The organism is Rufibacter sp. JT20002 (assembly GCF_056491185.1).
Genome location: NZ_JBSZJY010000003.1, coordinates 233,575 through 260,131, shown reverse-complemented (window position 1 = coordinate 260,131; position 26,557 = coordinate 233,575). Strand labels below are relative to the sequence as shown.

Below are 26,557 nucleotides of genomic sequence, written 5' to 3'. Positions count from 1 at the left end.
GATGAAAGCCATGGCAGAGGAAAAGAATAATGTACCTTCAGGAGGGTTCGGTAGCAATCCTGAGAAATCATTTGAGGATGGAAAGAAAGGCGGCACGCCGGCCACAGAAGTTTCTAACCAGTCATCTGGCGGAACCGGTGGAGGAAGTCATGAGCAAAACAGTGGAACTGCCATGGGTGAATCAATGGCCAGAAAAGTACCTCAGAAGCCAGACCAACGTGGTAGCGAATTAGATCGCCCCATTACTGATGAAGAGCGCGGCGGGCGAAATGCCTAACCTTCACTGAACTTTATAGCAAATAGAAAGCCCCACTAAAACAAGATCTCCGTGGGGCTTTTTTAGACCGTATACTTTGGGTTGGCTTTGCTTACCCAACGGTTGCCTTTCAACGAGAACCGCCAAGGCAAAAGAGCATCTTCCCCGGCATAGGCAACTCCCACCCTTGGGCCTGCCACCAATTGGTTTTCGGGTACATGAACGCCACGGTCCTCAAACCAGATTTCATTCCCGGTAACATTTGTGCCGTTATGCTGGGTAGAGATGCCCAAAGCTTGGGTGACCAACCCGGGACCTGCCGTAAGGCGGGGCTCTATTTTGGTCAAGCCCCGGCGGAGTTGCATTTCTTCTAATCCCTCAGTGGGTTCAAGGCCCCTGATGAGCACGGCATCAGCGGTGCCTTCTGTATTGGTCACAATGTTGAACAAGGCATGAATGCCGTAGATGAGGTACACATACGCGACTCCTCCTTGCTGGTACATGATTTGGGTGCGTTTGGTGCGGCGGCCCAGGTGGGCATGGCAGGCGGCATCGTTCAGGCCAGAATATGCCTCTGTTTCCACCACCATTCCGCCGGTAAGCACGCCGTCAAAGCAGGTGTAAAAGTGTTTGCCAATCAGATCGCGGGCAATGGTAACCGAGTCTGGGCAGGTGAAGAAGTCTTGGGTAAGTTTCTGCTGAACGGGCATGGGCGGGAAGATTACTGGCGAATAAAAACCTCGGTGGCTCCATCGGCAATGACATTGTTAATCACCAAGGTGTTTTCGCCGCAGAACCAGAACTGGTAGCCTACTGGGGGCAAGCTCTGCCCTACCAGCTTAAATGCTTTCCGTTCGCCCTGCAGTTTGCCGTTCACGTACTCCTCGTACTCGCCGTTCTCAAAAAAGGTAAGCGTTTTAGATTCCCCTAACTGCTCTCCGGTCAGAAACTCATCTTCCTGCGCGCCCATGTAATTGGTCTGGATGCCGCGCAACTCCCATTTGCCTTGTAACCAGGAAACGGCAGTGGCGGAATCGGTGCTGGAGAATTCACAGAGAGACACGGTAGGCTCTTTGTTCTCTTCATTGGAGGCCGCCCCTGCTGCCTGATCATTGTTTGCCTGACATGAAGCAAGAAACGCCGCCGCTACCAAGGATGCAGAAAGAAATCTTTTCATAAGAAAGGTTTTAAGAGGATCGGCAAGAACGCAAAAAGAACAGGGGCAGCCAAGTCAAAAGATCTGGTGGCTACCCCTGTCATGTTTATCTATATGTGATTAACGCTTTTTCTCAACCGCTTTCTGAATGTTGAAGTAGACTTCGGTTAGGTTCAGTTTATTGGGCGTCTGCAGGGTTACCATATCGTATTTATTATCCAACAGTTGCGGACGGCCTTTTTGCCGAAGCCCTACCACCGTCAGGAACATATACTCGTCACGAGGGGCATTCAAAACCACGGCGGTTTCTTTGCTTCGGCCGTTGCCGCTGGCTTTGATGGCGGCCATGAGACCTTCAAACTTGGTGAGCCACATCTGACTTTCCACCTTTTTATTCAACTCGCCATAGGCCATGTGCATAAGGTACATCACATCCAGGTTGAAGGGATCTGTCGCCAGCAACTTTTTGCCGGTGGTGATAATTTCTGGGAAACGCTCATACAGCAGCATTTCATTTAGGGCATCAGACTGGTCATTGGGCTTGTACGGATTGTAGCCCGGTTGCAGGGTCCAGCCGTAGTACAAATGCTTGTACTCATCTACCGTCAGGTTAGGGTCATTGGCGTGGTAGCGCTTCAGCAAGGTAGGGTAATACATCTTCGACTTAGAGGAAGTCACCGCCGACTTGATGGCATTGTAGTCAATTTTAGAAACAGTCTGAGTCAGGGAGTTACTCTCTTTGGATACAGACTGGGCTTTGCCTCCTTTGGAAACAGTCTGGGCACTGCCTTGCATAAGGAGGCCCAGGTACAGCAGGCTAATAAAAATGAATTGTTTCATGTGGTGATAAAGGAGAAATTAAGACGATTAGCCCATGGCAAATACAGTGCTAAAAACTACAGGCTTTGTAAAAAGTTACACCAACGGCGCGGCTCCATCTGAACGGCTCTTACATTTCAAGCCTGTTTCTTAGAAAAGAACGCTGAAACACAGCGAATATGCTATGCACATAAAATTTTTACCTCCAGTTAAATCCAGACGTTGAAGCATGATTTATTGCCTTACATGGATTGCAAGATGGATGATTTCCAAAAAAGAAAACTGTCTTGAGTTTTGAGGCTTGCTTTCTGAAAATGAGTCCAAAACCCGGTGCTGGTAAATTTTCTCTGACGCTATAGCACGCTTACCAAACTTCGCGTACCTTTGCCCCGATATTGGTGACAGCCTCGGCCCTCTGCCGATGATGTCTTAAAAGGGAATCAGGTGTAAAACCTGAGCTGTACCCGCAACTGTTATCTTCAGTCACATTCTGTCCTCCACACGCCACTGTCTGTTTACGAGATGGGAAGGCCGGACAGAAGAAGAGAGCCAGGAGACCTGCCAACGTCAAACATTCACCTGGAGGCTTTCGGGAAAAAAAGCAGCAAGGATGGTGGCCTACGTTGGGCCGGCGTTTACGTTTATTTCTCCCTTTGTAGTCTCCTCTGCTGTTAAGCCGAGGACATGGCACGTCGTCTTTTATTGTTTGCGCTGATTTCTGTGGCCACAGAGTTTCTGGGGAGCAAGGAAGGGTATGCCCAACTGAAAGACTCCGTGCAGTTGGCACCCGTGACAGTGGCGGCCCAACGCTACACCCGTTATGCGGCGGGTTCCAGGATACAATCCGCAGACACCCTGCTCCTGCAACGGAGCCCCGGCATCACCCTTTCTGAGGTGCTTCAGCAGCGCAGTCCGCTTTACCTCAAAAGCTATGGCAACGGCATGACCGCAACCGTAGCGTTCAGGGGAACTTCCTCTAGCCAAACGGCCGTGCTCTGGAACGGCTTTAATATTGCCTTGCCCACTTTGGGCATGACCGACTTTGCGTTGTTACCCCCCACAACTAATACTCAGGTGAGCCTTCAGCACGGACCAAGTGGTGCCTTACATGGCAGCGGGGCTGTGGGAGGAGCTGTTCTTCTGGAAAATCCGGTTTCCTTTGCCCCTCAGCAGCAGGTACGGGTACAACAGGAATTAGGCAGCTTCGGGCACCAACGAACAGCCGCCAGCGGTTCATTCGCCAATGGTCGTCTTGCCCTCACCTCCTCTTTCACCCGTTCCGCGGCGGCTAATGATTTCCGGTTTGAGAACACTACCGCCTTTGGCTCGCCGTGGGAAACCCAGCAGAACGCGGCCTTTGACCAAACCAGCTTGGGGCAGGAAATCCATTACCGCCTGGGCGAAGGGCAGCGGCTCTCCGTGCGGGGCTGGTACGTGAAGACGCATCGGCAAATCCAACCCTCTATGGGAAGCGCCAACACCCATGCCCAGCAAGACGATGAAAACCTGCGCCTCATGGCCGAGTGGCAGGGCCAACTGGCCGGAGGCACCACCACCGTTAGAGCAGCCTACTTCAATGATGTGCTGAATTATCAGGACGATGGCACCCTTTCCCTGTCCTCCGTGAACACGTACCAGAGCCAGGTAGAGCACGAGCGCACCTTGCTTCCCCATCTTTTGCTGCAATTAGGGGCCGAGGGCCAGTTATTCAAAGCCGATGTGGGTGGTTATGGCGGGGAAGTGGATGAGCAAAGATTCTCGGCTTACGGATGGCTCCGCTATGATCCCTTCCCAGAGTTACAGCTTAGCCTGAATGTGCGCCAAGCGTGGATACAAGGGTTTAATCCGCCGGTTACACCTACCTTGGGAGCCACTTACAAAATTTCTGAACGCGCAGGAAGTACCCTCTCCGCCAAAGCCAATGTCTCGCGCAGTTACCGGGTGCCCACCTTGAATGATCGTTTCTGGCGCCCCGGCGGAAATCCGGCCTTGAAACCGGAGAGCGGTTGGGGCTATGAAGCTGGCCTAGTGCATCAGTACAAGACCGGACAACTGACCGGTACTACAGAACTTACGGGGTACGCGCTTCAAGTGAAAGATTGGATTCAGTGGCAACCATCTGCTATGGGAGGCTACTCTGAACCGGTAAACCTGCAACGAGTACGTGGCCACGGTGCCGAACTAGATAGCAGGTGGCAGTATGCCCTAGATAATTTCTGGTCTTTGTCAGGGGGCTTGGCGTACGCGTACACCATCTCCCAACAGAAACTGCCCGATGCAGAGGCCCGCTTACAGGACCGGCAATTGTTCTACGTGCCCAAACACAAGATAGCCGGCTGGGCAGAGGCCCGCTTCCAACGCTGGTGGCTTTCTACAGACGCTGCTTTCACCGGCCGCCGTTTCATGGACAATGACAATAATAATTGGCTGCCCGCCTACGCGCTGGTGAACCTTAGCCTAGGGAAAACCTTCAACTGGCACTCCTTTGAAACCCAGGTCATGGCCCAGGTGCAGAACCTTACCAATACCGTGTACCAGACCATGGCCTACCGGGCTATGCCACCCAGAAACTTCCGGGTGGCGGTCTCCTTTTCGTGGGCAAAACTTCAACATAAATCAACACAACCTTAATTCTATTTCAACACACAAACTCTATGAAAGTACCCCAGTTTAAGAAGTACCTCCTGTATGTGCTCCTCGGAAGCAGCACTTTATTCGCTTCTTCTTGCGACAGCGATAATGACGGCGCGCCTACGTTTGAGAACGGAACCTTTGTGACCAACGAAGGTAATTTTGGCACGCCCACCGGAGAGGTAAGCTTTATTTCACCCGATGACAACACCGTTATTCCGGAGCTTTTCACGACCGTAAATAACCGCCCCTTAGGAGACGTGGTGCAATCCATGACCTTCGCCAATGACCGGGCTTACATTGTGGCTAACAACAGCCAAAAGATTGAGATTGTAAACGGACGCACCTTTGCCTCCGTGGGGGTTATTAACGGTTTGGAAATGCCGCGCTACTTTGCCGCCCTCAACAGCCAGAAAGGGTACGTGACCGAGTGGGTAACGTACAGCGGTGCAGGGAGAGTAGCCGTTCTGGACCTATCAGCAAACAAAGTCTCTAAAACCATCACGGTTGGAGTGAACCCCGAGGCGCTTTTGCTTCACAACGGCAAACTGTATGTGGCCAACAGCGGCGGAAACACCATCTCAGTCATCAACACGGCCACTGACCAGGTAGAAACCACCATTACAGTTCCAAATGGCCCTAACAGCTTAGTACACGACGCGGCTGGTAATATTTGGGCTTTGTGCGGTCTTACTTTCTACAACGATGACTATTCTGTAGACCTGACCCGCACTACTAATGGGCACTTGGTGAAATTCAATCCTGCTACTCCAAACAACCAAACGTCATTGGAGTTTCCTTCCAAAAACAACCAGCCTAGAGGTCTTGTGATTAACGGCGCCGGAAACCAACTTTACTACAGATTTGGGAACTCTGTGTACACCTTGCCTACCTCAGCCACCGCACTTTCTACCCAAGCTTTGATCACCCGGTCAGGGTTGTACGGGCTGGGCGTAGACCCTAAAGACAATACCATTTACGTGGGCGCTGGACCTTATAATGCCAACGGAATGGTTACCCTGTTCAGACCTACAGGTGCACCTATTGACTCTTTCCAGGTAAGGGTTCTGCCCAACGGTTTCTCGTTCAGGTAATCTCTTTTAGGTACGTTTTTAAGAAAACCTGCCACAAACACAAAGAAGCCTGCCTCTTCTGAGGCAGGCTTCTTTGTGTTTAAAGTATTTGGGGGTATCCTATTTTTCAGGTTGATGACTGGCATCTGCTAATTTTCTACCTTAGCAGCATGAAATTTCTTTCCCTCACCAAAACAGTACTGGGTAGCCTTTTAGGGGCCGTTATTTTTCTGAACACATCTTGTAAAGAGGAAGAGAAAGTGGTACTTCCGGTGTACGAGGCCGGCGTATTGATTTCCAATGAAAGTCCCGCCGGAGGATCGGGAGGCAGTGTCAGTTTTTACGACCGGGCCACCAGTACCGTAGAGCCAGACCTGTTCAACAAAGTAAATGGCCGTTCCTTAAGCGGGCATGTTAAATCCATGATCACGGCTTTTAACAAGACCTATCTGGTCACCAGTGACAATAGAGTAGAAGTCCTTAACTCCAACACGTTTACTTCTGCGGGGACTATCCAGGGACTTGACGGGCCGCAAAGATTCCTCGCGCTAAATAACCGGTTAGGCTTTGTCACCGACAAAGCCATGTCTCTAGACTTAAAAAAGGTCGTGAGAGGCGTGAGGGTCGTGAATCTGAACACCTATCAGGTAATTGACACTCTTTACCAAGTAGAGGACACGCTTAAAACAAATTGGAACCCCGGATTGATGGCCTTGGTAGGAACCCGCTTGTATGTGGCCAACGAAAACAACAAGATTCTTGTGATCAATACCGCTAATGCCAAACTTGAAGCAACTCTAACGGTAGGTGACAACCCCAACAGCATGTTGGTAGACGGGAGTGGCTTTCTCTGGATCCTTTGCGGCGGAAAAGCAGCCCCCTCCTCTCCCGCCAACAACACCAAAGGCCAGTTATTACGCTATACTACCACTAACCTACAGACTCCGCCCACGATATTTGAGTTTCCGAGTACTGCCTTCCAACCCCAAGGCCTGGCCTTAAGTATCACTAAAAACCGGCTTTACTTTGTTTATGACGGGGTTTACGTAATGGAGACCGGAGCCACGGCCTTGCCCAAAGCACCGCTAATTCCACGCAGGTTCCAAGTCTTGGCCCAAGACCCCACCGATGGAATCCTATACGCTTCCAGAACCTCTGCAGACAAGGCCTCCAGCTGGGTAATCCGGTATCGGACTACCGGTGCAGCCGTAGATTCCTTCCAGGTGCAGGGCATCCCCACGGGGTTTGAATTCAGATAGTTTAAGAACTCTTTTTTCCTAAACAGCCATAAAACAGAAACGCCTGCCTTTTACAAAAGGCAGGCGTTTCTGTTTTATGGCTGTTCTTTAGTTATTATCTCGGTCTTGCGTTCTTTCGGCCGCGCCACCTACGCCTTGGTTGCTAACGCCTGAGTTGCGTTCTCTCACTTTGTTTTCCTGCTGCTCGTAAATGGCCTGGTTAGAGGAATCTGTGCTGACATTGTTGGTAGGGTCCTGGGTTTGGTCAGACAATCCCTCAGGGTTGTTCTCAGTGGGTTCCTTGTCTTTGAAGTCACTTTCTTCCACGTTTACTTGACCTTCACTGGTGCCGGTGCTGCAGGCGGCGGTGCCTAAAAGGAGTGCGCCTCCTAACAGAATAGAAAGAGAAACGCGTTGTATGGGAATGATTAGCTTTTTCATAGTTCTGGTTCAATAGATTAGGAATCACGGACGCTGGTCTATAACCCTGCCCGCTCACAGGATAGTACGGGCATCGTCGGGTTTGAGTTAGCCCGGCTCCTCGCTCCGGCAGTAATTTACTTTCTGACCAGTTCTGGCTAACCTTAATCAACCCTCTCACCGTACAACAGAGAACGCTGGAAGCCTCCGGCTAATCATTTGTATAAGTTTCACCTCAACTAAAGGAGAAAACACCATGACCAAAGGTAAAGGCGAGAATAGCCCAAAGCAGCATAGACAAGACCAAGACAGAAGCTGGCGCGATATCAACAGCCAGGATGACCAGCTCAACAACAGCAACCGCCACAACAATAACCCGCCGTACGAAGGCTCTCCTGAGACCCGCTCCAACCCGGGCACTCCCGGCAGCGGAAACCAGAAATCCAGCAACAATGACCAGGGAGGCATGAGCACCGGTGCGGGCGTGAGTGGCCAGCCTAACAACGAGCACAACCACAACCGCGACCAGGGCACCAATGATCCTAACTTCCAGGATGGTCCGGTAGCCGGCGGTGCCGATAACACTCGTGGCGAGAACGTACCTTCCAGAGAAGGGCACGGCGGCGGTGCCAAGAAAGGCAAGTTTGACCCAGAGCAACACAGCCCGCAAGGCTCAAATTCCAATCCGTCAGACACCCGTGGTTCAGACTCTTCAGACAAAGAGTTCATGAACAACCAGCCCAACGCCAGCACCCTGAAAGGGCACAAAGACAAAGAAGGCTTGGGCAACGAGAAAGAGTAATCCTTTTAACGTAACCAACCCAATGAAAGCAGACGTTTTAACCTGATTTCAGCAAAAGACCCGGGAAAACGCCCGGGTCTTTTGTTTTAGCCGCCGCACCGGGTACGTTTGGGCAAGAAACCTGCTTTGCCGTATCTTAGCGGAACCGTCTGTATCCGCAGACTTTAAACACACTTGCTGATGGAAGCACAACAGAATGAGAATGTCATCACGCCGGAGGTAGTGGCGCAAAGTCTCTCCTATGAGGGATATATAGAGCTGGTGCGTGCGGCAGTAGCGCAAGAGAAAACCACGGGTCTGGAGCAATCCAGCTTTCTGGCCAAGCTGACTAAAGACAACCTAGCCATTATGGAGCGCACTTACCACACGCCTCTGCTGCCAGAACTGGTGCAACTGGTGCAGCACTTGCCTCGTCCACAGTTGTGGCTGGTGCTCACCGAGGGTTGGTGCGGCGACGCGGCTGTGCACGTTCCGGTTTTGGCTTCCTTGGCAAGCCAATCGCCCGACGTTGCGTTCAGGACCATCCTGCGCACAGAGCAGCCCGAAGTCATGGATGCTTACCTGACCAACGGGGGCAAGAGTATTCCCAAGCTCATTGTCCTAGACGCCGAGACGCTCAAGCCCCTAGGCTCGTGGGGTCCCAGGCCACAAGTGCTACAAGAGTACGTCCTGAACCTGAAGAAGCAGGAACTGCCCATGCTTGAATTCATTAAGCAAGCTTTGGGCTACTCAGAAGCCGATAACGGTCAGGCGCTCCAAGCCGAGCTGCAAGAGTTGCTTCCCCAATGGATCAGAACCTCGCTCGCGTAACATGGCCAAAGTAGTAAAAAGGCACCCTTTTCAACGTGATTGGCGCCGCGACCTGTTAATTGTTGCGCTTATCAGTATGCTGCTGGCCATGGCGCTGCTGCTATACGCCTTTGGGCTCACAAGTGACTTCCTGCCCCGGCTTTTCAACGCTTTCATAGGGATTTTTATCTTGGTAGCCGGTACCGCCTTTGTCATTGTGCCCGGCGTGAACTGGGTTTTCATGCGCTTATCCGGAAAGAGGGCCAAAACAGGCAAATCTGCGCCCCCTAGGCAAGCCGTTGCCGCTAAACGGAACCTGCCCAAGACCAACCAGGCCGAAGACTAAAATGAGCCCTACGCCGTAAGGCTTGAGTTGGATGTGTTGGCAATGCCACTCTTTTTGCGTTTACTTTGTTACAAGTAAAACAAGAGCATCTTTACATGTAGGTGCCCAAATTACATACCCGCCATGGAACATCACTTACATATCAAGAACATGGTTTGCCCGCGGTGCATCGCCACGGTCACCGAGGTATTAACGCAACAGGGGCTGGAAGTGCAGGAGGTAAAACTGGGCGAGGCAGTGGTCACTGGTCCAGACGAAGTAGATGCTCCGGCCCTCTCCTCGGCGTTGCAGGCCCATGGGTTTGAGCTGCTGCAGGAAAAGGACGAGCAACTCACCGACCTGATCAAAATCACGCTGCTGGAGTACCAACGCCATCTGGAGGAAGCCTACCAGCCCATCACCACCTCGGTGTATTTGTCTGAAAAACTGGGCTTGTCTTACCAGCACCTGAGCAAGGTTTTCTCGCAGCACACCGGCACCACGCTGGAGAAATACCTCATCCGGCTTAAGATAGAGCGGGTCAAAGAACTCATTTCCTATGGAGAATTGACCTTAAGCGAAATCGCCCATCGGCTGCAGTACAGCAGCGTGCAGCACCTCTCCAACCAGTTCAAGAAAGTAACCGGCGTCTCCGTCACTGATTTCAAGAAAGATCCTTCTGTAGAGCGTTTCCCGCTGGATAAACTGGCTTAAGCTTGAATTTTACACAACAGGGCGTTTCATTTTATAACAACGGCTGAGGCCACAAGGCGTAAAAAGGTACCTGCTTCAGGAAAGAGGCTTTCTTCTTCCTGATTGGCAGGTACTTTTTGTTTCACTTAACCCCAAATCTTATGCAAAACACCCCCAATAGATCCGTTATAGACGCCATACACGACTGTATCCTGGCTTGCGAGAACTGCGCCACCATGTGCCTGCAGGAAGAAGACGTAAAAATGATGGCCCGCTGCATTGCCATAGACCGCGACTGCGCTGATATCTGCCGTCTCACCGCTACTTTGTTGGCCCGAGGGTCAGAACATGGCAAGCACCTCCTCCGCGAGTGCATTGAAGTTTGCGAAGCCTGCGCCGCAGAATGTTCCCATCATCAGGATGAGCATTGCCAACGGTGTGCCGAGGCGTGCCGCAGATGCGCCGAAGCCTGCCGTTCTCTTGCCGCTTAATACCGCCTGCAGGAGAAAGAACAAAACAGCCGGTTTATCCGGCTGTTTCTTTTAAGGCTATTTTCTTAAAACCAGCCTCAAACCCAAATGCCTCTACCAAATTCTATAACACAGTCTTTAAAACCTGTAACAGAAGATGCTCCGCTTTGCCATTTCTTTGAACCGCTACCTAAAGTCTTTTCTTCGGCTACGTAAAAGAAAAAACAACTGACCTTCTTTATGGCGCACTCACATTCTCACGGGCATTCCCATGCGCACCACGGCTACCATCATGGGCACGGCTTACCTGCTTCAGGTCACCTGAACCGGGCCTTTATGTTAGGCATCGGCCTGAATATTTTATATGTACTCGTGGAAGCTGGGGCCGGATGGTGGTACAATTCCCTCGCGCTGCTCACCGATGCCGGCCATAACTTCACTGATGTTATTAGCCTGCTGCTGGCCTTTTTCGCCCTGAAGCTATCGCAGCGCAAACCCACTGATCGGTTTACCTACGGGTATGGTAAAAGCACCACACTGGTCTCGCTGCTTAATGCGGTTTTGCTCCTGTTAGCCGTTGGCGCTATTGGCTGGGAAGCCATTGAGCGGCTGGGCACGGCGCCTGCCCTGAACGGAACCGCCATCTCCCTGGTCTCGGGTATCGGGATTATCATCAATGCGGGCACCGCCCTCCTTTTCTTCCGCGACAAAGACCACGACATCAACGTGAAAGGCGCTTACCTACACATGGCCGCCGATGCCCTGGTAAGTTTGGGAGTGGTAGTAGCCGGCCTGGTTATGTACTACACCGGCTGGTTCTGGGTAGATGCCCTCATGAGTTTGGTGATTGTGGTAGTCATTGTCTGGAGCACCTGGGGCTTGTTGGTAGAATCATTGCGCCTCACCTTAGACGCCGTCCCGCACGGCATTGACTTAGCCGCCATCAGAGCTTATCTGTTAGAAGTACCCGGCGTAGCCGAAGTGCATGACCTGCACGTGTGGGCCATGAGCAGCACCGAAAATTCCCTTACCGCCCATTTGGTAGTGGAAGACACCTACACTGATAATCAACTGTCCCAAATCAGGGCAGACCTCCGCGACCACTTCCATATTCCGCATGTGACCCTGCAGGTAGAACGCGGCCCCGAAGCCCTCACCTGTGCCGAGGCAGGGGTATATCATTAAGCTCGTCACCTGCCATTTCCTTTTCGGCTTCTTTTGGTAAAATCAGTCGAAAACCGTGCCCCTTGCTTGGTTTGGCTCGTATAAAAAAGTTCACCAAACTTCAAGCCTATGCGTACCGAGTATAAACCGGCCATTGACGCGTTACTGGCCTGTATAGCGGCCTGCGACCATTGTGCCACCGCCTGCCTGCAGGAAGAAGAAGTGAAAAAGATGGCGCGCTGTATCCACCTGGACCTTGACTGCGCCGACTATTGCCGCCTCACCGCCTCGTTTCTCTCCAAAGGTTCTGAGCACGCCCGCCTGGTCTTGCGCCAGTGCGTGGAAATCTGCGAGGCCTGCGCCGTGGAGTGCGAACGCCACGCCCACGACCATTGCCAAGCCTGCGCCGCTGCTTGCCGGCACTGCATGGAAATCTGCCAAGAACTAATCCCTCGGTCTGACTTGGTAGCTGAACTACTCTCCGCAGCCCGGTCAGATTCTGAATAAACGCTTTTTGTCTGTTTCCTGAAAATACCCCCTAAACGAAGAAGCTTCCTTTGCTGCGCGCGCGGTGAAGCAAGCTTCTTCGTTTTAATGTAGGGGCAATCCCTTGTGGTTGCCCTTTTCTATTCCGAATGCATAAGACAGGTTCCAAATGGATAGGTGCTACCATTTATTTACCTGTTTACAAGCGTTACCGTTCAGGGCAACCACAAGGGTTGCCCCTACATTTGCCGTTCGCCCGTTCCGAAATAGGGCTTGTCTACAGTCAAGCTAAAATCCTGCACGTCTTCTACAAAATTGTGTAAAGCACTAGGCAGGGCCTCCTGCTAGATTTGCGCATCGACTAAACAGAATAGTGATGCAGCCCCAAAACAAAATCTTACCGCTTCAAGAGAAGCAAAAGGTCTATGATGTGATTGTCATTGGCGCCGGACAGGCGGGATTGGCTATAGGGTATTACCTGCATCTCCAACAAAAGAACTTCCTGTTGGTAGAAGCCGCTTCCCAGCTAGGTCAATCATGGCGAGACCGTTACAACTCTTTGCGCCTCTTCACGCCAGCTGAGTACTGCCAAATGCCGGGCTTTCCACTTCTGCAGCCTGAAGGCTACTATCCTACCAAAGATGAAATCGCCCATTACTTAGAGCAGTACGCAGTCCATTTCAATCTTCCGGTGGCGTTGGGTCAACAGGTAATGTCAGTGACGAAACCAGATGATGTGTTCTACATCGAGACGACTTCTCAAACCTTCAAAGTCAGGCAAGTGGTTGTAGCTACCGGTCCGTTTCAGACTCCGTTTGTCCCTACTTACAACACCGCGCCTTCTAATGAGGTAGTACAATTTCACAGTTCCCAGTACCGCAACCCAACCCATATTCCGGCGGGTAGGGTGCTAGTGGTAGGAGCAGGTAATTCAGGGGCGCAGATTGCGGTAGAGCTGGCCAAAACGCATGAGGTACACCTCTCGGTGAAAAAGGGGCCGAAGTTCTCTGAACTCAGGAAGTTTGGAAAAAGTGTGTTCTGGTGGGGTACCAAAACTGGGGCCATCTATGCTTTCTCTACTTCCTTGCTTGGCAAAAAGGTACTGAAGAACAATGATGTCATTTACGGGCGGGAATTGGAAAAACTGCTGCAAAACAAACAGGTTACCCTTCGGCCTGAAATCTCAGCCTTCCACCAACAGGAGGTACTCTTCAAAGACGGCACCCAAACTTCGTTCAACAGCATCATTTGGGCCACCGGCTTCAAGCCTGATTACCGATGGCTCCAGATTCCGAATGCGGTGGCTGAGAACGGCCAACCGGTACATACGCAGGGCTTGAGTCCGGTGGAGGGACTGTATTACCTGGGGCTTTCCTGGCAGCGCAGCCGAAGTTCCGCGCTACTGCTGGGCGTGGGCCGAGATGCCCGATACATCGCGGAGCGGTTGAAATAAAATTATGTAACACGGAGAATACAATGCTGTAACGCTTCGGGCTGGGGGTCACTTTATCTTTGTATCAGAAATTGAATCTTATTTAAACATGTACCATTATGGCAACCTTAACCAAAGAGATGACGAAACCCGCCATAAAGAATACTTTTCCAATAGACGGGATGAGCTGCGCCGCCTGTGCCGTGAGCGTGGAGTCCATGCTCCAGGCCCAACCGGGCGTACAAAGTGCCGCTGTAAACTACGCCAACAAAACCGCCCTGGTAGAATACGCCCCCGGCACCGACCTTCACCTCCTTCAGAAAGCCATTCAGGACATAGGCTATGATTTGCTGCTGGAAAAAGAAGAAGCCACCCAGGAGGCCCAGGAGGTTCGGGAGCAGGAAGCGTATAGCCAAATCAAAACCAAAACCATCTGGGCCGCCGCCTTGTCGTTGCCGGTGGCGGTCATTGGCATGTTCTTCCACCACATGCCCTACGGCAACTGGATTATGCTGGCGCTTACCCTGCCGGTGGTGTTCTGGTTTGGCCGAAACTTCTACGTAAACGCCTTTAAACAGGCCCGCCACGGCAAAGCCAACATGGATACACTGGTAGCCTTGAGCACCAGCATCGCGTTTCTGTTCAGCGCCTTCAACACGTTTTACCCTCAGTTTTTCCTTTCCCGCGGACTGGAGCCGCACGTGTATTATGAGGCCGCCACGGTCATCATCGCGTTTATTCTTTTGGGCAAACTGCTGGAAGAACGGGCTAAATCCCGCACTTCGGGGGCCATTAAAAAGCTGATGGGTTTGCAGCCGAAAACCGTGAAAGCGGTACGAAACGGCTTGGAGGTGGAACTGCCTATTGAGGATGTGCTGGTGGGCGATGTACTGGTGATTCGTCCCGGCGAGAAGATTCCGGTGGATGGCCGGGTGGTCAGCGGCTCCTCATTCTTAGACGAAAGCATGATTAGCGGCGAGCCGATTCCGGTGGAGAAAAGTGCGGGTGACCAGGTGTTTACCGGCACCATCAACCAGAAAGGCAGTCTGCAGATTTCAGCCGAGAAAGTGGGTACCCAGACGCTTTTGGCCCAAATTATCAAAATGGTGCAGGAAGCGCAAGGCTCCAAAGCGCCCGTCCAGAAACTCACGGATAAGGTGGCCGGCATCTTCGTGCCCATCGTGATTGGGATTGCTTTGCTCAGCTTCGCGGCCTGGTACTTCCTGGACGGCGACAACAACGTGACGCACGCGCTGCTAGCCATGATTACTGTACTTATCATTGCTTGTCCTTGTGCCTTGGGTCTTGCTACTCCAACCGCCATCATGGTGGGCGTGGGCCGAGGGGCCGAAAACGGAATCCTCATAAAAGATGCCGAAAGCCTGGAAACGGCCCATAAACTCACCGCCATTGTGCTGGACAAAACCGGCACTATCACCAAAGGCAAACCAGAGGTGACCGAGGTGGTGTGGGACGTTCCTTCTGAAGCTCAGCCTGCGTTAACCCAAGTGTTGCTGGCCATGGAAAGTCAATCGGAGCACCCGCTGGCGGAGGCTGTTGCCAAGCACTTTACCCAAAACGGGGCCAAAGCAGCCGTGCTGGAGGGTTTTGAAAGTGTGACCGGCCGAGGCGTTCAGGCGCAGTTCCAGGGGCAAACTTACTGGTTAGGCAACGAGAAACTGATGCAGGAAAACAACCTCCGCTTTGCGCCTCATTTAGAGGAAAAGGCCCAGAAACTGAAATCCGAGGCCAAAACAGTGGTTTTTGCCGGAAGACAAGACCAAGTAGTGTCCCTCATCGCCATCGCCGATACCATCAAGGAATCCTCGGCGGAAGCCATCAAAAATTTGCAAAATCTGAGCCTACAGGTATACATGCTCACCGGCGACAACGCCCAAACCGCCGCCGCGGTGGCCAAGCAAGTGGGTCTGCAACATTTCAAAGCCGAAGTGATGCCGCAGGACAAAGCTAATTTCATCCAGGAACTGCAGCGTCAGGGACAGGTGGTAGGCATGGTGGGCGACGGCATCAACGACTCCCAAGCCTTGGCTCTCGCCGATGTGGGCATCGCCATGGGCCGTGGCACCGACATCGCCATGGATGTGGCCAAGGTCACGCTCATGCACTCAGACCTTAAAGCCATTGCTAAGGCCATCAAACTGAGCAAGGGCACGGTGCGTACCATCCATCAGAACCTGTTCTGGGCGTTCATTTACAACGTCATCGGGATACCGGTAGCGGCTGGTTTACTGTATCCGGTGTGGGGATTCCTGCTGGACCCGATGCTGGCGGGCGCAGCCATGGCCCTCAGCTCCGTCTCCGTAGTGACCAACAGTTTGCGCCTCCGGACGTTAAAGCTGTAATATTGCTGATTGTTTATTGCTGTTTGTTATCGGTTCCTAATTCCCCATTTTTAATTCGATAAATATGTCAACTAAAAAATTCAAAACTAACATAAAGTGCGGAGGCTGTATTGCCGCCGTGACACCTTCGCTGGACAACACGCCTGGTATTTACACCTGGCAGGTAGACACCGCCAGCCCAGACAAAGTTTTAACCATTGAAGGTGACGCTTCTTCTGACACCGTCATCCAAGCCGTGGAACTAGCGGGTTACACCGCTACTAAACTTGACGATTAATTAGTTAAAACAGAAAGGCCACTCCAGATGAGTGGCCTTTCTGCTTTACTACCCTTCGGATTGGCTGCTTACCAAGAGCAGGCACAAACTGGTTTACTCAATTCCGACTTGTTTTCTTGACAATACCTTAAAAATAGAAGCGCAGCATTTCGCTTCCGGAAGTCTACGGATTTATCAATAAGTTTACCGGCGCATCGTTTCCAGGTAAACCACTCCATCGGCATGTTCAAACATCTTCTGTTCGGGATTCTCCTTTTCTTCAGTTGTACCTTTTCTACCACATGCCACGCACAAACCACTGTCTCTCTGGCCACGGCCACAGGTAAATACCGCTACCTGCTTTTAGCGAAGGCTGGGACAATATACCGCTTCCGGATTCAGATTGGTGAGTCTATCACCTTCAAGCGTTTCCAGGACAAGAAGCTGCAAACCATGGAAGTGCTGGACATCCGGGGGAATTCTTTTTATGTGGAAGGTCTGGAAGTGCCGCTAAAGGATGTGGAAAAAATCAGGCTTAGAAACCACACCGGTGGCCGGAAGGTAGCTCATTTTATGGGGTCTTTCTTCAAAGCCGGAGGAAGTATCTTTACCCTGGTAGGAGCCGTCAATGTGCTGACAAACCTAAACGACAAACGTGACCGGATGGATGCTTTCCAAACTATGGGCGGCGCTATAGCACTTTACGGCATAGGGGAAGGATTGCACGTCTTACGGAACGGCACTTACAAGATCAATGAAAAATGGACGCTGAAAGTCATTGAAATGTACTAACCTCATTTGACTTCCACGCCCATTTCTGTTTAGGTCTACCTTTCTGAAAACAGCCCTGAAAGGCTATCTTCTCATGTAGGGGCAATCCCTTGTGGTTGCCCTTACTTATTCGTTTCTTACGCATTTGTACTATTATAAGTAGATTGTCGCCGTGTCTCCGTTGTTGGTGTTATCACCAACAACCTAAACTGTGCCTCTCTTGGCTAAGGGCAACCGCAAGGGATTGCCCCTACTATCATCTGCACAAGTAATCATTCCCCTACCCCCTTCAAATGGGGACGGAATACGCGGGTTTCCACCTTTATGAGCTGCAGGACAGCATGGAGCAACCGGCTTTCTGGCTGGCCCAGTCGGGGCGCTTGGCGAAGAACTCATCAAAATTGCGGGAATACGGGTCCTTCATGGCGGCTTGCAGTTTCAGAAATAGCGTGTTCTCCCCGCGTTCCAGTTCTTCTATGGCCTGGTGCAGAAGGTAATTCCGGAGGATGATTCTGGGGTTAGCTGCCTGCATCTTATGAACGGTTTCTTCGCGGGTGCTGGTGTTGGTTTGCAGGCGCGCTTGGTAATCTGTTAGCAGCGTGTGCAGGGTGATGCGCTCTCCTTGTTCTAGCGGTCTGTAGAAACTGTCCTGGAAATAGGCTTCTGTTTCTTCTTCGGTTTTCAGCTCCTGCGGTGCGTCTATGAGCAATTGGAAGAAGATGGTCATATCCAGGTTGAGGGTGTACAGGGTGTTGGTGAAGCGGGTAATTAGTTCCTGGTCACCGTCCTTTACTTCGTCTAACCCTAGTTTATTGGCCATCATGGCATAATACTTCTCATGGAAAATATCGCCGTAGGTTTCCAAGATGGCCACCAGTTCTTCGGTACCGGGCAGCAACGGCGCGATGGCGCTGGCCAGACAACCCAGGTTCCAATAAGCGATAGAGGCCTGTTTCCCGAAGGCGTAACGGCGGCCGGGTAAGTCAGTGGTATTGGGAGTGAAATCCGGGTCGTAGTCGTCCAGGAAGGAGAACGGGCCGTAGTCAATGGTAAGGCCCAGGATAGACATGTTGTCGGTGTTCATGACGCCGTGCACGAAACCTACGCGCATCCAGTCTACCATGAGGCTGGCGGTTCTTTCCATGACTTCTTTAAACCAAGCCAGAATCCGGTTTTCGCCCTGCAGGTGCGGGTAGTAGCGGTCAATGGTCCAGTCTACCAACTTCTGCAAATTCTCGTTTTCACGGCGGGCGGCAGGCATCTCAAAACTCCCGAAACGCAGGAAACTAGGCGCTACACGCATGACAATGGCACCGGGCTCGTAGGCAGGGTTTCCGTTGTAGAACATATCACGCAGCACCTTGTCTCCGGTTGACACCAAACTGAGGGCCCGGGTGGTAGGCACGCTCAAGTAATGCATGGCCTCGCTCATAAGGTATTCCCTCACCGAGGAACGCAACACTGCCCTTCCATCGGCCCGACGGGAATACGGGGTAAGCCCTGGGCCTTTCAGTTGCAATTCCCAGGTTTTTCCGTTCGGGGCTTCCCACTCGCCCAGCGTAATGGCCCGGCCATCGCCTAGCTGCCCGGCCCAGTTCCCGAACTGATGCCCAGCGTAACAGGCGGCGTACGGGTACATAGACGGAGCCACTCGGTTCCCGCCCAGGATGTCGATGTCTTTCTGGTCAGTGGGTTTTTCAATGCCTAGTTCTTGGGCCAGTTCATCAGACCAAGCCAATAGCTCGGGTTTACTCACTGGCGTAGGTATGGCTTTGCTGTACAAGACGCCGGGGGTCTGACGCGGTTTGGTATTGCCGCTGTCATCACCGTCAAAGGCGGCGACAAATTCGTTTTTATATTCTTTTTCGCTTAAAGAGTGCATAGGTTTTGAGTATAAGTGCTCTTACGGCCAATTTCCCTTCTACTGAAGGAGACACTAGCGGAGCTTTCTTTTAACAGAATTAAAGGGAAAGTAGTTGAGTTTAGCCATTATCTTTTTCAGGAAACCGGTTTCTTTTGAAAGATTCTGTCCTAGGCTCTTGCTCCTGTGGTTTACCTGAGGATACTCTTTTAAGCTAAACAATTTTTGGGATTGCCAATGGAGGCAAACTTGTTCTTACTCAATTAAAAATTAAATCTTTAGGCGGGTAGATGTTGCAAAAACATGCGGGTTGCGGTAAATACCTACGCTAAACTTTAGTACCTTTAAATGCCTTACAAGCCTTATTTACAATATTTTAACTTTAACCGGTTTAAAATATCAATTTATCTACAAGAGGCATCAACCGGCAGAAGGGGAGTTTATTATGACGTACTGTTTAGGAATAAAAGTGAAAGAGGGGCTGGTTGCCATCGCAGACACCAGAATTACTGCGGGTTCTGACACCACAGAGAAAAAGAAAATATACATTCAGCAACACGGGCAGCACTCGCTCTTTATCATGACCAGCGGACTGAGGTCGGTGCGCGACAAAGCGGTGCTCTACTTCCAAGAACTCATGGAGGAAGGTGCCGAGTACAACAAACTGTACAAAGCCGTCAATGATTTCGGGGCGCAGGTAAAACGGGCAGCCAAAGAAGACAGAGAAGAATTGGAGCAAGCGGGCCTGCGGTTTAACCTGCATACTATTATAGGCGGACAGTTGAAGGATGACGAAGAGCACAAACTTTTCTTGCTTTATCCTGAGGGCAACTGGGTAGAACTGGGCCAGGGAGCTCCGTTTGTGGTCATCGGGAACTCCGGTCACGGCAAAGCCATCCTTAACCGTACGCTTACCGACGAATCTTCCATGCAATTGGCCTTAAAAACCGGATTTTTATCGTTTGACTCTACCCGCGTCAGCGCCAATGACGTAGACTTTCCTATTGATGTAGTGCTCTACCGTGCCAACAGCTTTGAGATGGTAGAACACCGGTACACCAAAAAAGACCTGGAAAGTATCTCTGAACAATGGGCCTCTGAACTGAAATCTGCCTTAAACAAAATCCCGGATACCTGGATGGAGGCAGCTTTCAATAAGATTCCCGTGCCTACCACCGAAGACCACCTATGAAATTAGCGGTAACTGTCAAGATGAAGTATGACATCATCTCTTCCTCCTCTGTCATCTTGAGCATATTACCCTTCAAATCAGAAACGCAAACTGTGTGGGACGAAGCATTTGAGGCAGTGCCCGGCGTCACCATGCAGGAAGTGCCTGCGGCAGCCGGCGAAAAGCGGATGAAGATTATTCAGGTGCCAGACGCTGGTACGGTCACGTTCGCTTTCTCGGCGAAAGCAGAAAACCAGTTCCAAACCATTCCCAGCGAGCAGTTGGTGGATGTGGCTATTCCGATGATGCCCGCCTCGGTGCTGCGGTACCTGCACCCCAGCCGCTATTGCCAGTCTGATAGGTTGTACAAGTTTGCCCACCATAAGTTCGGGAACATTTACCATGGGTTTGACAAGGTGATGGCCGTGCGCGACTGGATTCATGAAAACGTGGAATACAGCGGTGGTTATACCACGCCGCATACCTCAGCCTTTGACACTATTACCGAACAAGTAGGCGTCTGCCGTGATTTCGCGCACCTGGGAGTAGCCCTTTGCCGCGCCCTCACTATCCCGGCCCGGTACGTGACCGCCTATTCTTACCGACTACAGCCCGCCGACTTTCACGCTTGTTTTGAAGCCTACCTAGGTGGTCACTGGATTCTTTTCGACTCCACCAAAATGGCTCCCCTCAATGGCATGGTGAAAATAGCTTCCGGTGCTGATGCCACTGAAACTGCGTTCGCCAGCACTTTCGGCAACCTCCATTTCCAAGAACATGAAGTAAGTGTAGAACTGTTGGATGATGAGTTTGAGGCCGTAGACAGCGACAGCACCACGCAAGGTTATTCGTTTTCCTGAGGACAGCAGTAGGAACAGCATTGGCAGAGACAGTCAAGAAAACGGCTTTCTATGCTAACTCATATCTTGTTCTAAATCAGGTTCGCACTCCGTCCCCCTTTGAAGGGGGTAGGGGGATGACCAAGACGCGGGAAGAACCAGAAAACAATTCAAGTAGGCGAACAGATGAAGATTCTCGGGAACGCCATTATCAGCAGGAATAATCATCCCCTACCCCCTTCAAAGGGGGACGGAGTGCGTGTAAGGACTTTTGGTTTAGCTAAGAATAGCTCTTTTGCAGAGCATACAAACGAAGCCTTACCTGCTTTCCTAATTCTTAGAAACCCAAGGCATCAATTTCCAGAGTTCCATCAAAATCACAGCACCAACGGCTAAGCCGGCGGCTATTTTCCATTCGTCCCAGCCGAAGTCTGCGGGTATGGTAAAGATGCCTCTAACGCCCGGCAACACGGTCAACCCATACAACCCGAAGCACAGCAACACCGCTCCTATCACGTATTTGTTCTTAAAGAAACCGGCGCCAATGGCGGTTTGGGTGTTGGAACGAGCAGCGAAGGTCTGCAGCGTACGAGCCAAAATCAGCGTGGTGAACGCCATGGCAATGCTCATCTCCTCAGAATGCTGCAGGCCGATGTATTGCGAGATAATCACCGCCACGCCAATCAGAATTCCGCGCATAAGTACGCTCCGCAGGGTTCCGCCCGCAAAGATTCCCTCGTTGATGTCGCGGGGTTTGCGGTGCATCACGTTAGGTTCTGCTTTTTCCACGCCCAAGGCTATGGCGGGCAGAGAGTCGTTGAGCAGGTTGATGAACAGCAACTGAATAGGCGTAAACGGGTTCACCCAGTCCAGCGCCAAAGCGAATAAAATGGCAATGATGGCTCCGAGGTTTCCAGAAAACAGGTAAGCAATGGACTTCTTGATGTTGTCCAGTACAGTTCTTCCTACAGATACCGCACTGATAATAGAGACGAAATTGTCATCCGTCAGAATCATAGCGGCGGCATCTTTAGCCACATCAGTCCCGCTGCCCATGGCTACGCCGATGTCTGCTTGTTTGAGGGCCGGGGCATCGTTTACTCCGTCGCCGGTCATGGCGGTGATTTTGCCTTTCCGCTGCCAGGCACGCACAATCCTGATTTTATTCTCCGGCGATACACGGGCGTACACGGCAATATCTTCCAACTGGCGGTCCAGTTCCTCTTCTGACAAAGCGTCCAGTTCCTGTCCGGTTAAGGCGATGTCGTTTGCATCCATCAGACCAATGTCACGTCCTATGGCCTGGGCCGTGGTTTTATGGTCGCCGGTAATCATGACCGTACGAATGCCCGCCTTCTTGGCTTCCGAGATGGAGGCATACACTTCTTCGCGGGGCGGGTCAATCATGGCGTTCAAGCCTACCAACACCAAATCGTTTTCGTCTTCAAAAGAAACCCCGTTGGCATTGGAAATGGGTTTGTAAGCGAAGGCCAATACCCGAAGCGCCCGGTCAGAAAAATCTTCGTTCTGGTTCTGGATAGTTTCCAGGAGTTCCGGCGTGAGCGGTCGCTCCTCTCCTTCCACCAGCACGCGCGAACAGCGGGAAAACACCACATCGGGACCGCCTTTGGTGAGCATCAGCCGTTGTCCGTCAATAGTGTGCACGGTAGACATGAGCTTGCGGTCCGAGTCAAAAGGCAACTCGGCTTCGCGTTTGTACTTTCTTCTCAGCTCATGGTAAGGCTGCTGTTTCTGGTTGCTGTACGCGATGAGGGCCACCTCAGTAGGGTCACCCACTTCGGCGCCGTCTTCGTTGATTTGCGCATCATTGCAGAGAACGGCTACCTGCATCAGGCGCTGCTCGGAGATGGACCATTGGCTGGGGTCGCTGGTAAATTCCTCAGTGGTTTTGCCGGGCACGTAGAAATCTACTACCGTCATTTTGTTCTGCGTGAGCGTACCGGTTTTATCGGTGCAGATGACACTGGTAGAGCCCAGTGTTTCCACGGCCGGCAACTTGCGGATGATAGCGTTACGCTTGGCCATTTTATTCGTGCCCACGGCCAGCACGATGGTCACGATGGAAGAAAGCGCTTCGGGGATGGCGGCCACGGCTACGGCTACGGCAAACATGAAAGCTTTCAGCAGCGCATTGGTCATATTGCCGGTATCACCGCCCGCCCACACGCGGAAGGCCTCTACTCCGAAAATCACGATACAAAGCGCCAAAATCACCCAGCCCAGTTTCTTGCTGAAATCGGCGAGTTTACGTTGGAGGGGCGTTTGCTTGGATTCTGCGGAGGCGAGCAAACCGGCTATTTTCCCTATTTCAGTTTTTTCAGCGGTGCCGGTCACCACAAATTTTCCGCGGCCGTACACCACCAGCGCACCGCTGAACACCATGTTCTTGCGGTCGCCCAAGGCTACCTCTTCCGGGATTTCCTCGGTTTGTTTTTCCACCGGCACAGATTCACCGGTGAGCATGCCTTCGTCTATGCGTAGGGAGTTGCTTTGCACCAGCCGCCCATCGGCGGAAACGAAATCGCCGGCCTCCAGCACCACCACATCGCCGGGTACCAGTTCGCGGGCCGCCATAGTCTGGGTCACGCCATCGCGCAGGACCTTAGCTGAGGGTGCCGACATTTGCCGAAGGGCATCTAAAGCTCCTTCGGCTTTCTTGGTTTGCACCACGCCTACCACCGCATTCAGGAGAAGTACCGCAAAGATGATAACGGCTTCTATGACTTCGCCCAGCACCAACTGGACAGCCGCCGCAATGAGCAACACAATGACCATAGGGTCCTTGAAAGATTCCAGAAACAGCTTCCAGATGGGGTCTTTGGTTGCTTCTTTCAGTTCATTGTACCCGTATTGTTGCAGCCGCTGCTGCACTTCGGCACTGGTAAGGCCCTTAGCCGATGACTGGAACTCTTCTAAAACTAGGTCTGTGGGGCGCTGGTAGAACTCCATGAGGCAATGGTTTATTGATTGCTAAGTACGCTAACAAGCGAAGCCTCCTCCATCCGTCCCTCCTCCCAAGGCTACTATTCTGGGGTATACGCAGAATCTGACCACGTTTCTACGCTGTTTTGGAAAATAACCCTATAAAACGGAAGCAACCCTCAAACTCTCTGTGGCCGAGGGCAGCACCGTTAGGTTTGATTTTCTGCTTCAGGCTCGCCTTTCTGAAAACAGCCCTAAAGCGGAAAGGTTAAGCTTCAGCTAGGCCGGTGAGCCCTTCTGCGGTTCTGGAAGTGACAAACTCCACAATTCGGAGCTCTACCAAATCCTGGTTCACAAAAGGGTCTTCCTGCATGAGTTCTTCTATTTCGGGTTTGCCCGAGGCTTTGCAGAAAATGAGTCCGCCGTCACGCGGGACTTTGCGGCCCGAGGCAAGGAAGTGTCCGCTGGCGTAGCCCTTCTCCACGAAGGCCATGTGCTCGGCCATGAACGGCTCAATCTCTGAGAAAGGTACTTTATAAGTGAGTTCAATCAGGAACATACACAATGGGTTTGATGAAAAGTAAAGCTACGATTTCTCTCCATTCTGGCCGTTTTCTGGAAAACAGCCCTGAATCATTCCTCTGACAGGTACCGAGAGGACAGAAACTTAATTATACACAAGTCTTACAAAATGATGTTAAACCCCAAGGCATGCCGTGCGTTTTCTTTGTAGCAGAGAAAATTAACCGCAAGTACTGCTTAAAATTCTATGAAAACACTTCTCACCCTTGCCATAGCTTTGTCTTTCGGCCTTTTATCGGCGGAGGCGCAGCACGAGCACCACACCCCGCCACAGGCCAAAAAAGAGACGAAACCGGCCGTGAAGCAAACCGCTCCCAAAAAGACGGTAGCCCCGGCCCCCAAAGTTACGCCTTCAAAAACCCAGCCTGCCCAAAAGAAAGCCGCCCCTAAACCAGCGGTAAAAAAGCAGACGGCCCCAGCGGCAACTAAGGCTAAATCAAAACCGGTTACGCCCGCCGTTGACCACTCACAGCACCACATGCCCGCTACTGACACTTCGCACCAGCACCAAGGCCACCAGATGACTTCGGACAGCCTGAACCGGGCGAAGACTACTGGCCATGAGGGACATTCCATGTCTACGGACACTGCAAAGGGTCATCAACACCACCCCGGCATGAACATGAACCACGGCGCCATTGAGTCTGACACGACCCAGCACGCGGGTATGAACCACGGCATGGGAGGCATGAGTCACTCATTTTCCCGCAATTTGCCCATGAACCGGAACGGCTCCGGTACCTCCTGGCACCCCGATGCCACACCCATGTACGGTTACATGAAACACGCCGGCGATTGGATGCTTATGTTCCACGGTCAGCTTTGGCTGAGATACAACAAGCAGGACATCTTCAACAAAGGCTCGCGCGGCGATTCTCAACTGGATGCCCCCAACTGGTTTATGGGGATGGCTCAGCGCGAGGTAGGCAGACGCGGCTTGCTGCGCTTCAGTGTGATGATGAGCCTGGATGAACTGACCATGGGCGACCGAGGCTACCCCTTGCTGTTCCAGAGTGGCGAAACGTACGGCGGCGGCAAACGCCTGGTAGACCGCCAGCACCCGCATGATTTGTTTTCTGAAATCAGCGTGGGTTACACGCACATGCTCAACCAGGACATGGACGTGTATGGCTTCTTCGGGTACCCTGGGGAGCCGCCGGTAGGACCACCCGTGTTCATGCACCGCATCTCAGCGTTCAACAACCCCGAGTCGCCGCTTGGCCACCACTGGCAGGATGCCACGCACATTACCTTCGGGGTAGCCACGGTGGGTTTCCGATACAAGCAGTTCAAGATTGAGGGTTCTAACTTCACCGGCCGTGAGCCCGATGAAAACCGCTATGACTTTGACAAAGCCCGCTTCGACTCTTATGCGGCTCGCCTATCCTATAACCCTTCTGAGAACTGGGCATTGCAAGTATCGCGCGGCTGGCTGAAAAGCCCTGAATCGCTAGAGCCCGAGGAAGACGTGACCCGCACCACAGCTTCGGCCTTGTACAGCCGTCCGCTAGCAGGTGGTGGTGACCGCTTCTTCACATCGGCCTTTATCTGGGGCTTTAACGGCGGTGGACACCACAAGGAGCATTCGGCCATTGCCGAAGCCAACCTGCAGATGGACAAAACAGCTATCTACGGTCGCTACGAGTACGTGCAGAAAACGCCCGGCGAACTGGACCTCACCGACCAGTTTGACCACTACGATGTTTTTGACGTGCACGCCCTCACTTTAGGCACTAGCCAACGCGTCGCCAACTTCGCCAATACCTATTTGACCGTAGGGGTGCAGGCCTCTGTTTTCGCGCCAGACAAATTGCTGAAACCGCTGTACGGAAAGACCCCGGTTTCCGGCGAGATTTACCTCCGTCTGAACCCTGGTCTGATGATGGGCAGCAGCCGATCGCGCACTTCCTCGTCGGGAATGCAGCATCAGCATTAAGCACCTGCTAAAGGTCCCTTAAGTAATAACCTCCCGTTTAGAGCCTGGCTTTATATAGCCAGGCTCTAAACGGGAGGTTAT

The 26,557-nt window shown here is 52.0% G+C and carries 25 protein-coding genes and 1 riboswitch; of the genes, 18 read left to right on the top strand and 7 right to left on the bottom strand.

Annotated elements, in window-relative coordinates:
• The first annotated feature begins 10 nt into the window (after positions 1–10).
• Complete coding sequence (locus tag ACW9SV_RS14925) at positions 11–277, top strand: hypothetical protein (RefSeq protein ID WP_479557575.1); 267 nt, start codon at positions 11–13, stop codon at positions 275–277.
• Between the two features lie 62 nt (positions 278–339).
• Here the strand turns inward: ACW9SV_RS14925 and ACW9SV_RS14920 are convergent, their stop codons facing one another.
• The 3 genes from ACW9SV_RS14920 to ACW9SV_RS14910 form a co-directional block, all read right to left on the bottom strand.
• A complete protein-coding gene (locus tag ACW9SV_RS14920) occupies positions 340–966 on the bottom strand; it encodes a DNA-3-methyladenine glycosylase (RefSeq protein WP_479557574.1) in 627 nt (208 codons plus the stop codon).
• Positions 967–977: 11 nt separating this feature from the next.
• Positions 978–1,433, bottom strand: a complete 456-nt coding sequence (locus ACW9SV_RS14915) for a hypothetical protein (protein WP_479557573.1) — start codon at positions 1,431–1,433, stop codon at positions 978–980.
• Between the two features lie 99 nt (positions 1,434–1,532).
• Positions 1,533–2,252, bottom strand: coding sequence for a DUF4919 domain-containing protein (locus ACW9SV_RS14910; protein WP_479557572.1), 720 nt, complete (start codon positions 2,250–2,252; stop codon positions 1,533–1,535).
• A gap of 358 nt (positions 2,253–2,610) precedes the next feature.
• Positions 2,611–2,811: riboswitch (cobalamin riboswitch) on the top strand.
• 104 nt (positions 2,812–2,915) lie between these two features.
• Here ACW9SV_RS14910 and ACW9SV_RS14905 point away from each other — a divergent pair.
• The 3 genes from ACW9SV_RS14905 to ACW9SV_RS14895 all read left to right on the top strand — a co-directional run bounded on the left by ACW9SV_RS14905 (position 2,916) and on the right by ACW9SV_RS14895 (position 7,194).
• A complete protein-coding gene (locus tag ACW9SV_RS14905; RefSeq protein ID WP_479557571.1) occupies positions 2,916–4,862 on the top strand; it encodes a TonB-dependent receptor in 1,947 nt (648 codons plus the stop codon).
• 23 nt (positions 4,863–4,885) lie between these two features.
• Complete coding sequence (locus ACW9SV_RS14900; RefSeq protein ID WP_479557570.1) at positions 4,886–5,956, top strand: DUF5074 domain-containing protein; 1,071 nt, start codon at positions 4,886–4,888, stop codon at positions 5,954–5,956.
• Positions 5,957–6,105: 149 nt separating this feature from the next.
• Positions 6,106–7,194: a DUF5074 domain-containing protein gene (locus tag ACW9SV_RS14895; protein ID WP_479557569.1), complete on the top strand. Its 1,089-nt coding sequence runs from the start codon at positions 6,106–6,108 to the stop codon at positions 7,192–7,194.
• An 87-nt stretch (positions 7,195–7,281) separates the two neighbouring features.
• Here ACW9SV_RS14895 and ACW9SV_RS14890 read toward each other — a convergent pair whose 3' ends face one another.
• The gene (locus ACW9SV_RS14890; protein ID WP_479557568.1) at positions 7,282–7,614 is read right to left on the bottom strand and encodes a hypothetical protein; all 333 of its coding nucleotides are present in this window, start codon (positions 7,612–7,614) and stop codon (positions 7,282–7,284) included.
• 235 nt (positions 7,615–7,849) lie between these two features.
• Here ACW9SV_RS14890 and ACW9SV_RS14885 point away from each other — a divergent pair, with 235 nt between their 5' ends.
• The 11 genes from ACW9SV_RS14885 (at position 7,850) to ACW9SV_RS14835 (ending at position 17,165) form a co-directional block, all read left to right on the top strand.
• Positions 7,850–8,395 (top strand): hypothetical protein, encoded by a 546-nt coding sequence (locus tag ACW9SV_RS14885; RefSeq protein WP_479557567.1) that lies wholly within the window; start codon positions 7,850–7,852, stop codon positions 8,393–8,395.
• Between the two features lie 180 nt (positions 8,396–8,575).
• A complete protein-coding gene (locus ACW9SV_RS14880) occupies positions 8,576–9,205 on the top strand; it encodes a thioredoxin family protein (RefSeq protein WP_479557566.1) in 630 nt (209 codons plus the stop codon).
• Position 9,206: 1 nt separating this feature from the next.
• Positions 9,207–9,530 (top strand): hypothetical protein, encoded by a 324-nt coding sequence (locus tag ACW9SV_RS14875; protein ID WP_479557565.1) that lies wholly within the window; start codon positions 9,207–9,209, stop codon positions 9,528–9,530.
• Between the two features lie 123 nt (positions 9,531–9,653).
• Positions 9,654–10,223 carry an AraC family transcriptional regulator gene (locus ACW9SV_RS14870; RefSeq protein ID WP_479557564.1) on the top strand — a complete coding sequence of 190 codons (570 nt, stop codon included), beginning with the start codon at positions 9,654–9,656 and terminating at the stop codon, positions 10,221–10,223.
• 140 nt (positions 10,224–10,363) lie between these two features.
• Positions 10,364–10,693, top strand: coding sequence for a four-helix bundle copper-binding protein (locus ACW9SV_RS14865; RefSeq protein WP_479557563.1), 330 nt, complete (start codon positions 10,364–10,366; stop codon positions 10,691–10,693).
• A gap of 219 nt (positions 10,694–10,912) precedes the next feature.
• Positions 10,913–11,857 (top strand): cation diffusion facilitator family transporter, encoded by a 945-nt coding sequence (locus ACW9SV_RS14860; RefSeq protein ID WP_479557562.1) that lies wholly within the window; start codon positions 10,913–10,915, stop codon positions 11,855–11,857.
• 108 nt (positions 11,858–11,965) lie between these two features.
• Positions 11,966–12,343 carry a four-helix bundle copper-binding protein gene (locus ACW9SV_RS14855; protein ID WP_479557561.1) on the top strand — a complete coding sequence of 126 codons (378 nt, stop codon included), beginning with the start codon at positions 11,966–11,968 and terminating at the stop codon, positions 12,341–12,343.
• Between the two features lie 355 nt (positions 12,344–12,698).
• Positions 12,699–13,775, top strand: a complete 1,077-nt coding sequence (locus ACW9SV_RS14850) for a flavin-containing monooxygenase (protein WP_479557560.1) — start codon at positions 12,699–12,701, stop codon at positions 13,773–13,775.
• A gap of 98 nt (positions 13,776–13,873) precedes the next feature.
• Positions 13,874–16,117 carry a heavy metal translocating P-type ATPase gene (locus ACW9SV_RS14845; protein WP_479557559.1) on the top strand — a complete coding sequence of 748 codons (2,244 nt, stop codon included), beginning with the start codon at positions 13,874–13,876 and terminating at the stop codon, positions 16,115–16,117.
• A 64-nt stretch (positions 16,118–16,181) separates the two neighbouring features.
• Entirely contained in the window at positions 16,182–16,394 is a 213-nt protein-coding gene (locus tag ACW9SV_RS14840) for a heavy-metal-associated domain-containing protein (RefSeq protein WP_479557558.1), read from the top strand.
• Between the two features lie 222 nt (positions 16,395–16,616).
• Complete coding sequence (locus ACW9SV_RS14835) at positions 16,617–17,165, top strand: hypothetical protein (RefSeq protein ID WP_479557557.1); 549 nt, start codon at positions 16,617–16,619, stop codon at positions 17,163–17,165.
• 301 nt (positions 17,166–17,466) lie between these two features.
• Here the strand turns inward: ACW9SV_RS14835 and ACW9SV_RS14830 are convergent, their stop codons facing one another.
• Complete coding sequence (locus tag ACW9SV_RS14830; protein ID WP_479557556.1) at positions 17,467–19,026, bottom strand: protein adenylyltransferase SelO; 1,560 nt, start codon at positions 19,024–19,026, stop codon at positions 17,467–17,469.
• A 424-nt stretch (positions 19,027–19,450) separates the two neighbouring features.
• Between ACW9SV_RS14830 and ACW9SV_RS14825 the strand changes: the two genes are divergently transcribed.
• Together ACW9SV_RS14825 and ACW9SV_RS14820 are read left to right on the top strand one after the other, a co-directional pair.
• Positions 19,451–20,197, top strand: coding sequence for a proteasome-type protease (locus ACW9SV_RS14825; protein ID WP_479557555.1), 747 nt, complete (start codon positions 19,451–19,453; stop codon positions 20,195–20,197).
• Positions 20,194–21,036, top strand: coding sequence for a transglutaminase-like domain-containing protein (locus ACW9SV_RS14820; RefSeq protein WP_479557554.1), 843 nt, complete (start codon positions 20,194–20,196; stop codon positions 21,034–21,036). The genes ACW9SV_RS14825 and ACW9SV_RS14820 overlap by 4 nt, the downstream gene beginning before the upstream one ends.
• A 309-nt stretch (positions 21,037–21,345) precedes the next feature.
• On the opposite strand, the gene ACW9SV_RS14815 is transcribed toward ACW9SV_RS14820, so the two are convergent.
• Both ACW9SV_RS14815 and ACW9SV_RS14810 read right to left on the bottom strand, forming a co-directional pair.
• A complete protein-coding gene (locus tag ACW9SV_RS14815) occupies positions 21,346–23,985 on the bottom strand; it encodes a cation-translocating P-type ATPase (protein ID WP_479557553.1) in 2,640 nt (879 codons plus the stop codon).
• Between the two features lie 241 nt (positions 23,986–24,226).
• Positions 24,227–24,517 carry a YciI family protein gene (locus ACW9SV_RS14810; protein WP_479557552.1) on the bottom strand — a complete coding sequence of 97 codons (291 nt, stop codon included), beginning with the start codon at positions 24,515–24,517 and terminating at the stop codon, positions 24,227–24,229.
• A gap of 210 nt (positions 24,518–24,727) precedes the next feature.
• Between ACW9SV_RS14810 and ACW9SV_RS14805 the strand changes: the two genes are divergently transcribed.
• Positions 24,728–26,476, top strand: a complete 1,749-nt coding sequence (locus tag ACW9SV_RS14805; RefSeq protein WP_479557551.1) for a hypothetical protein — start codon at positions 24,728–24,730, stop codon at positions 26,474–26,476.
• The last annotated feature ends 81 nt before the right edge of the window (positions 26,477–26,557 follow it).

Bases quoted from the DNA above. Each gene is read 5' to 3' on its own strand.
- ACW9SV_RS14805 (WP_479557551.1), top strand. From the start codon at position 24,728: ATGAAAACACTTCTCACCCTTGCCATAGCTTTGTCTTTCGGCCTTTTA.
- ACW9SV_RS14915 (WP_479557573.1), bottom strand. From the start codon at position 1,433: ATGAAAAGATTTCTTTCTGCATCCTTGGTAGCGGCGGCGTTTCTTGCT.
- ACW9SV_RS14920 (WP_479557574.1), bottom strand. From the start codon at position 966: ATGCCCGTTCAGCAGAAACTTACCCAAGACTTCTTCACCTGCCCAGAC.
- ACW9SV_RS14830 (WP_479557556.1), bottom strand. From the start codon at position 19,026: ATGCACTCTTTAAGCGAAAAAGAATATAAAAACGAATTTGTCGCCGCC.
- ACW9SV_RS14870 (WP_479557564.1), top strand. From the start codon at position 9,654: ATGGAACATCACTTACATATCAAGAACATGGTTTGCCCGCGGTGCATC.
- ACW9SV_RS14875 (WP_479557565.1), top strand. From the start codon at position 9,207: ATGGCCAAAGTAGTAAAAAGGCACCCTTTTCAACGTGATTGGCGCCGC.
- ACW9SV_RS14845 (WP_479557559.1), top strand. From the start codon at position 13,874: ATGGCAACCTTAACCAAAGAGATGACGAAACCCGCCATAAAGAATACT.
- ACW9SV_RS14865 (WP_479557563.1), top strand. From the start codon at position 10,364: ATGCAAAACACCCCCAATAGATCCGTTATAGACGCCATACACGACTGT.
- ACW9SV_RS14885 (WP_479557567.1), top strand. From the start codon at position 7,850: ATGACCAAAGGTAAAGGCGAGAATAGCCCAAAGCAGCATAGACAAGAC.
- ACW9SV_RS14855 (WP_479557561.1), top strand. From the start codon at position 11,966: ATGCGTACCGAGTATAAACCGGCCATTGACGCGTTACTGGCCTGTATA.
- ACW9SV_RS14860 (WP_479557562.1), top strand. From the start codon at position 10,913: ATGGCGCACTCACATTCTCACGGGCATTCCCATGCGCACCACGGCTAC.
- ACW9SV_RS14925 (WP_479557575.1), top strand. From the start codon at position 11: ATGGCAGAGGAAAAGAATAATGTACCTTCAGGAGGGTTCGGTAGCAAT.
- ACW9SV_RS14895 (WP_479557569.1), top strand. From the start codon at position 6,106: ATGAAATTTCTTTCCCTCACCAAAACAGTACTGGGTAGCCTTTTAGGG.
- ACW9SV_RS14820 (WP_479557554.1), top strand. From the start codon at position 20,194: ATGAAATTAGCGGTAACTGTCAAGATGAAGTATGACATCATCTCTTCC.
- ACW9SV_RS14815 (WP_479557553.1), bottom strand. From the start codon at position 23,985: ATGGAGTTCTACCAGCGCCCCACAGACCTAGTTTTAGAAGAGTTCCAG.
- ACW9SV_RS14890 (WP_479557568.1), bottom strand. From the start codon at position 7,614: ATGAAAAAGCTAATCATTCCCATACAACGCGTTTCTCTTTCTATTCTG.
- ACW9SV_RS14900 (WP_479557570.1), top strand. From the start codon at position 4,886: ATGAAAGTACCCCAGTTTAAGAAGTACCTCCTGTATGTGCTCCTCGGA.
- ACW9SV_RS14850 (WP_479557560.1), top strand. From the start codon at position 12,699: ATGCAGCCCCAAAACAAAATCTTACCGCTTCAAGAGAAGCAAAAGGTC.
- ACW9SV_RS14905 (WP_479557571.1), top strand. From the start codon at position 2,916: ATGGCACGTCGTCTTTTATTGTTTGCGCTGATTTCTGTGGCCACAGAG.
- ACW9SV_RS14825 (WP_479557555.1), top strand. From the start codon at position 19,451: ATGACGTACTGTTTAGGAATAAAAGTGAAAGAGGGGCTGGTTGCCATC.
- ACW9SV_RS14840 (WP_479557558.1), top strand. From the start codon at position 16,182: ATGTCAACTAAAAAATTCAAAACTAACATAAAGTGCGGAGGCTGTATT.
- ACW9SV_RS14835 (WP_479557557.1), top strand. From the start codon at position 16,617: ATGTTCAAACATCTTCTGTTCGGGATTCTCCTTTTCTTCAGTTGTACC.
- ACW9SV_RS14880 (WP_479557566.1), top strand. From the start codon at position 8,576: ATGGAAGCACAACAGAATGAGAATGTCATCACGCCGGAGGTAGTGGCG.
- ACW9SV_RS14810 (WP_479557552.1), bottom strand. From the start codon at position 24,517: ATGTTCCTGATTGAACTCACTTATAAAGTACCTTTCTCAGAGATTGAG.
- ACW9SV_RS14910 (WP_479557572.1), bottom strand. From the start codon at position 2,252: ATGAAACAATTCATTTTTATTAGCCTGCTGTACCTGGGCCTCCTTATG.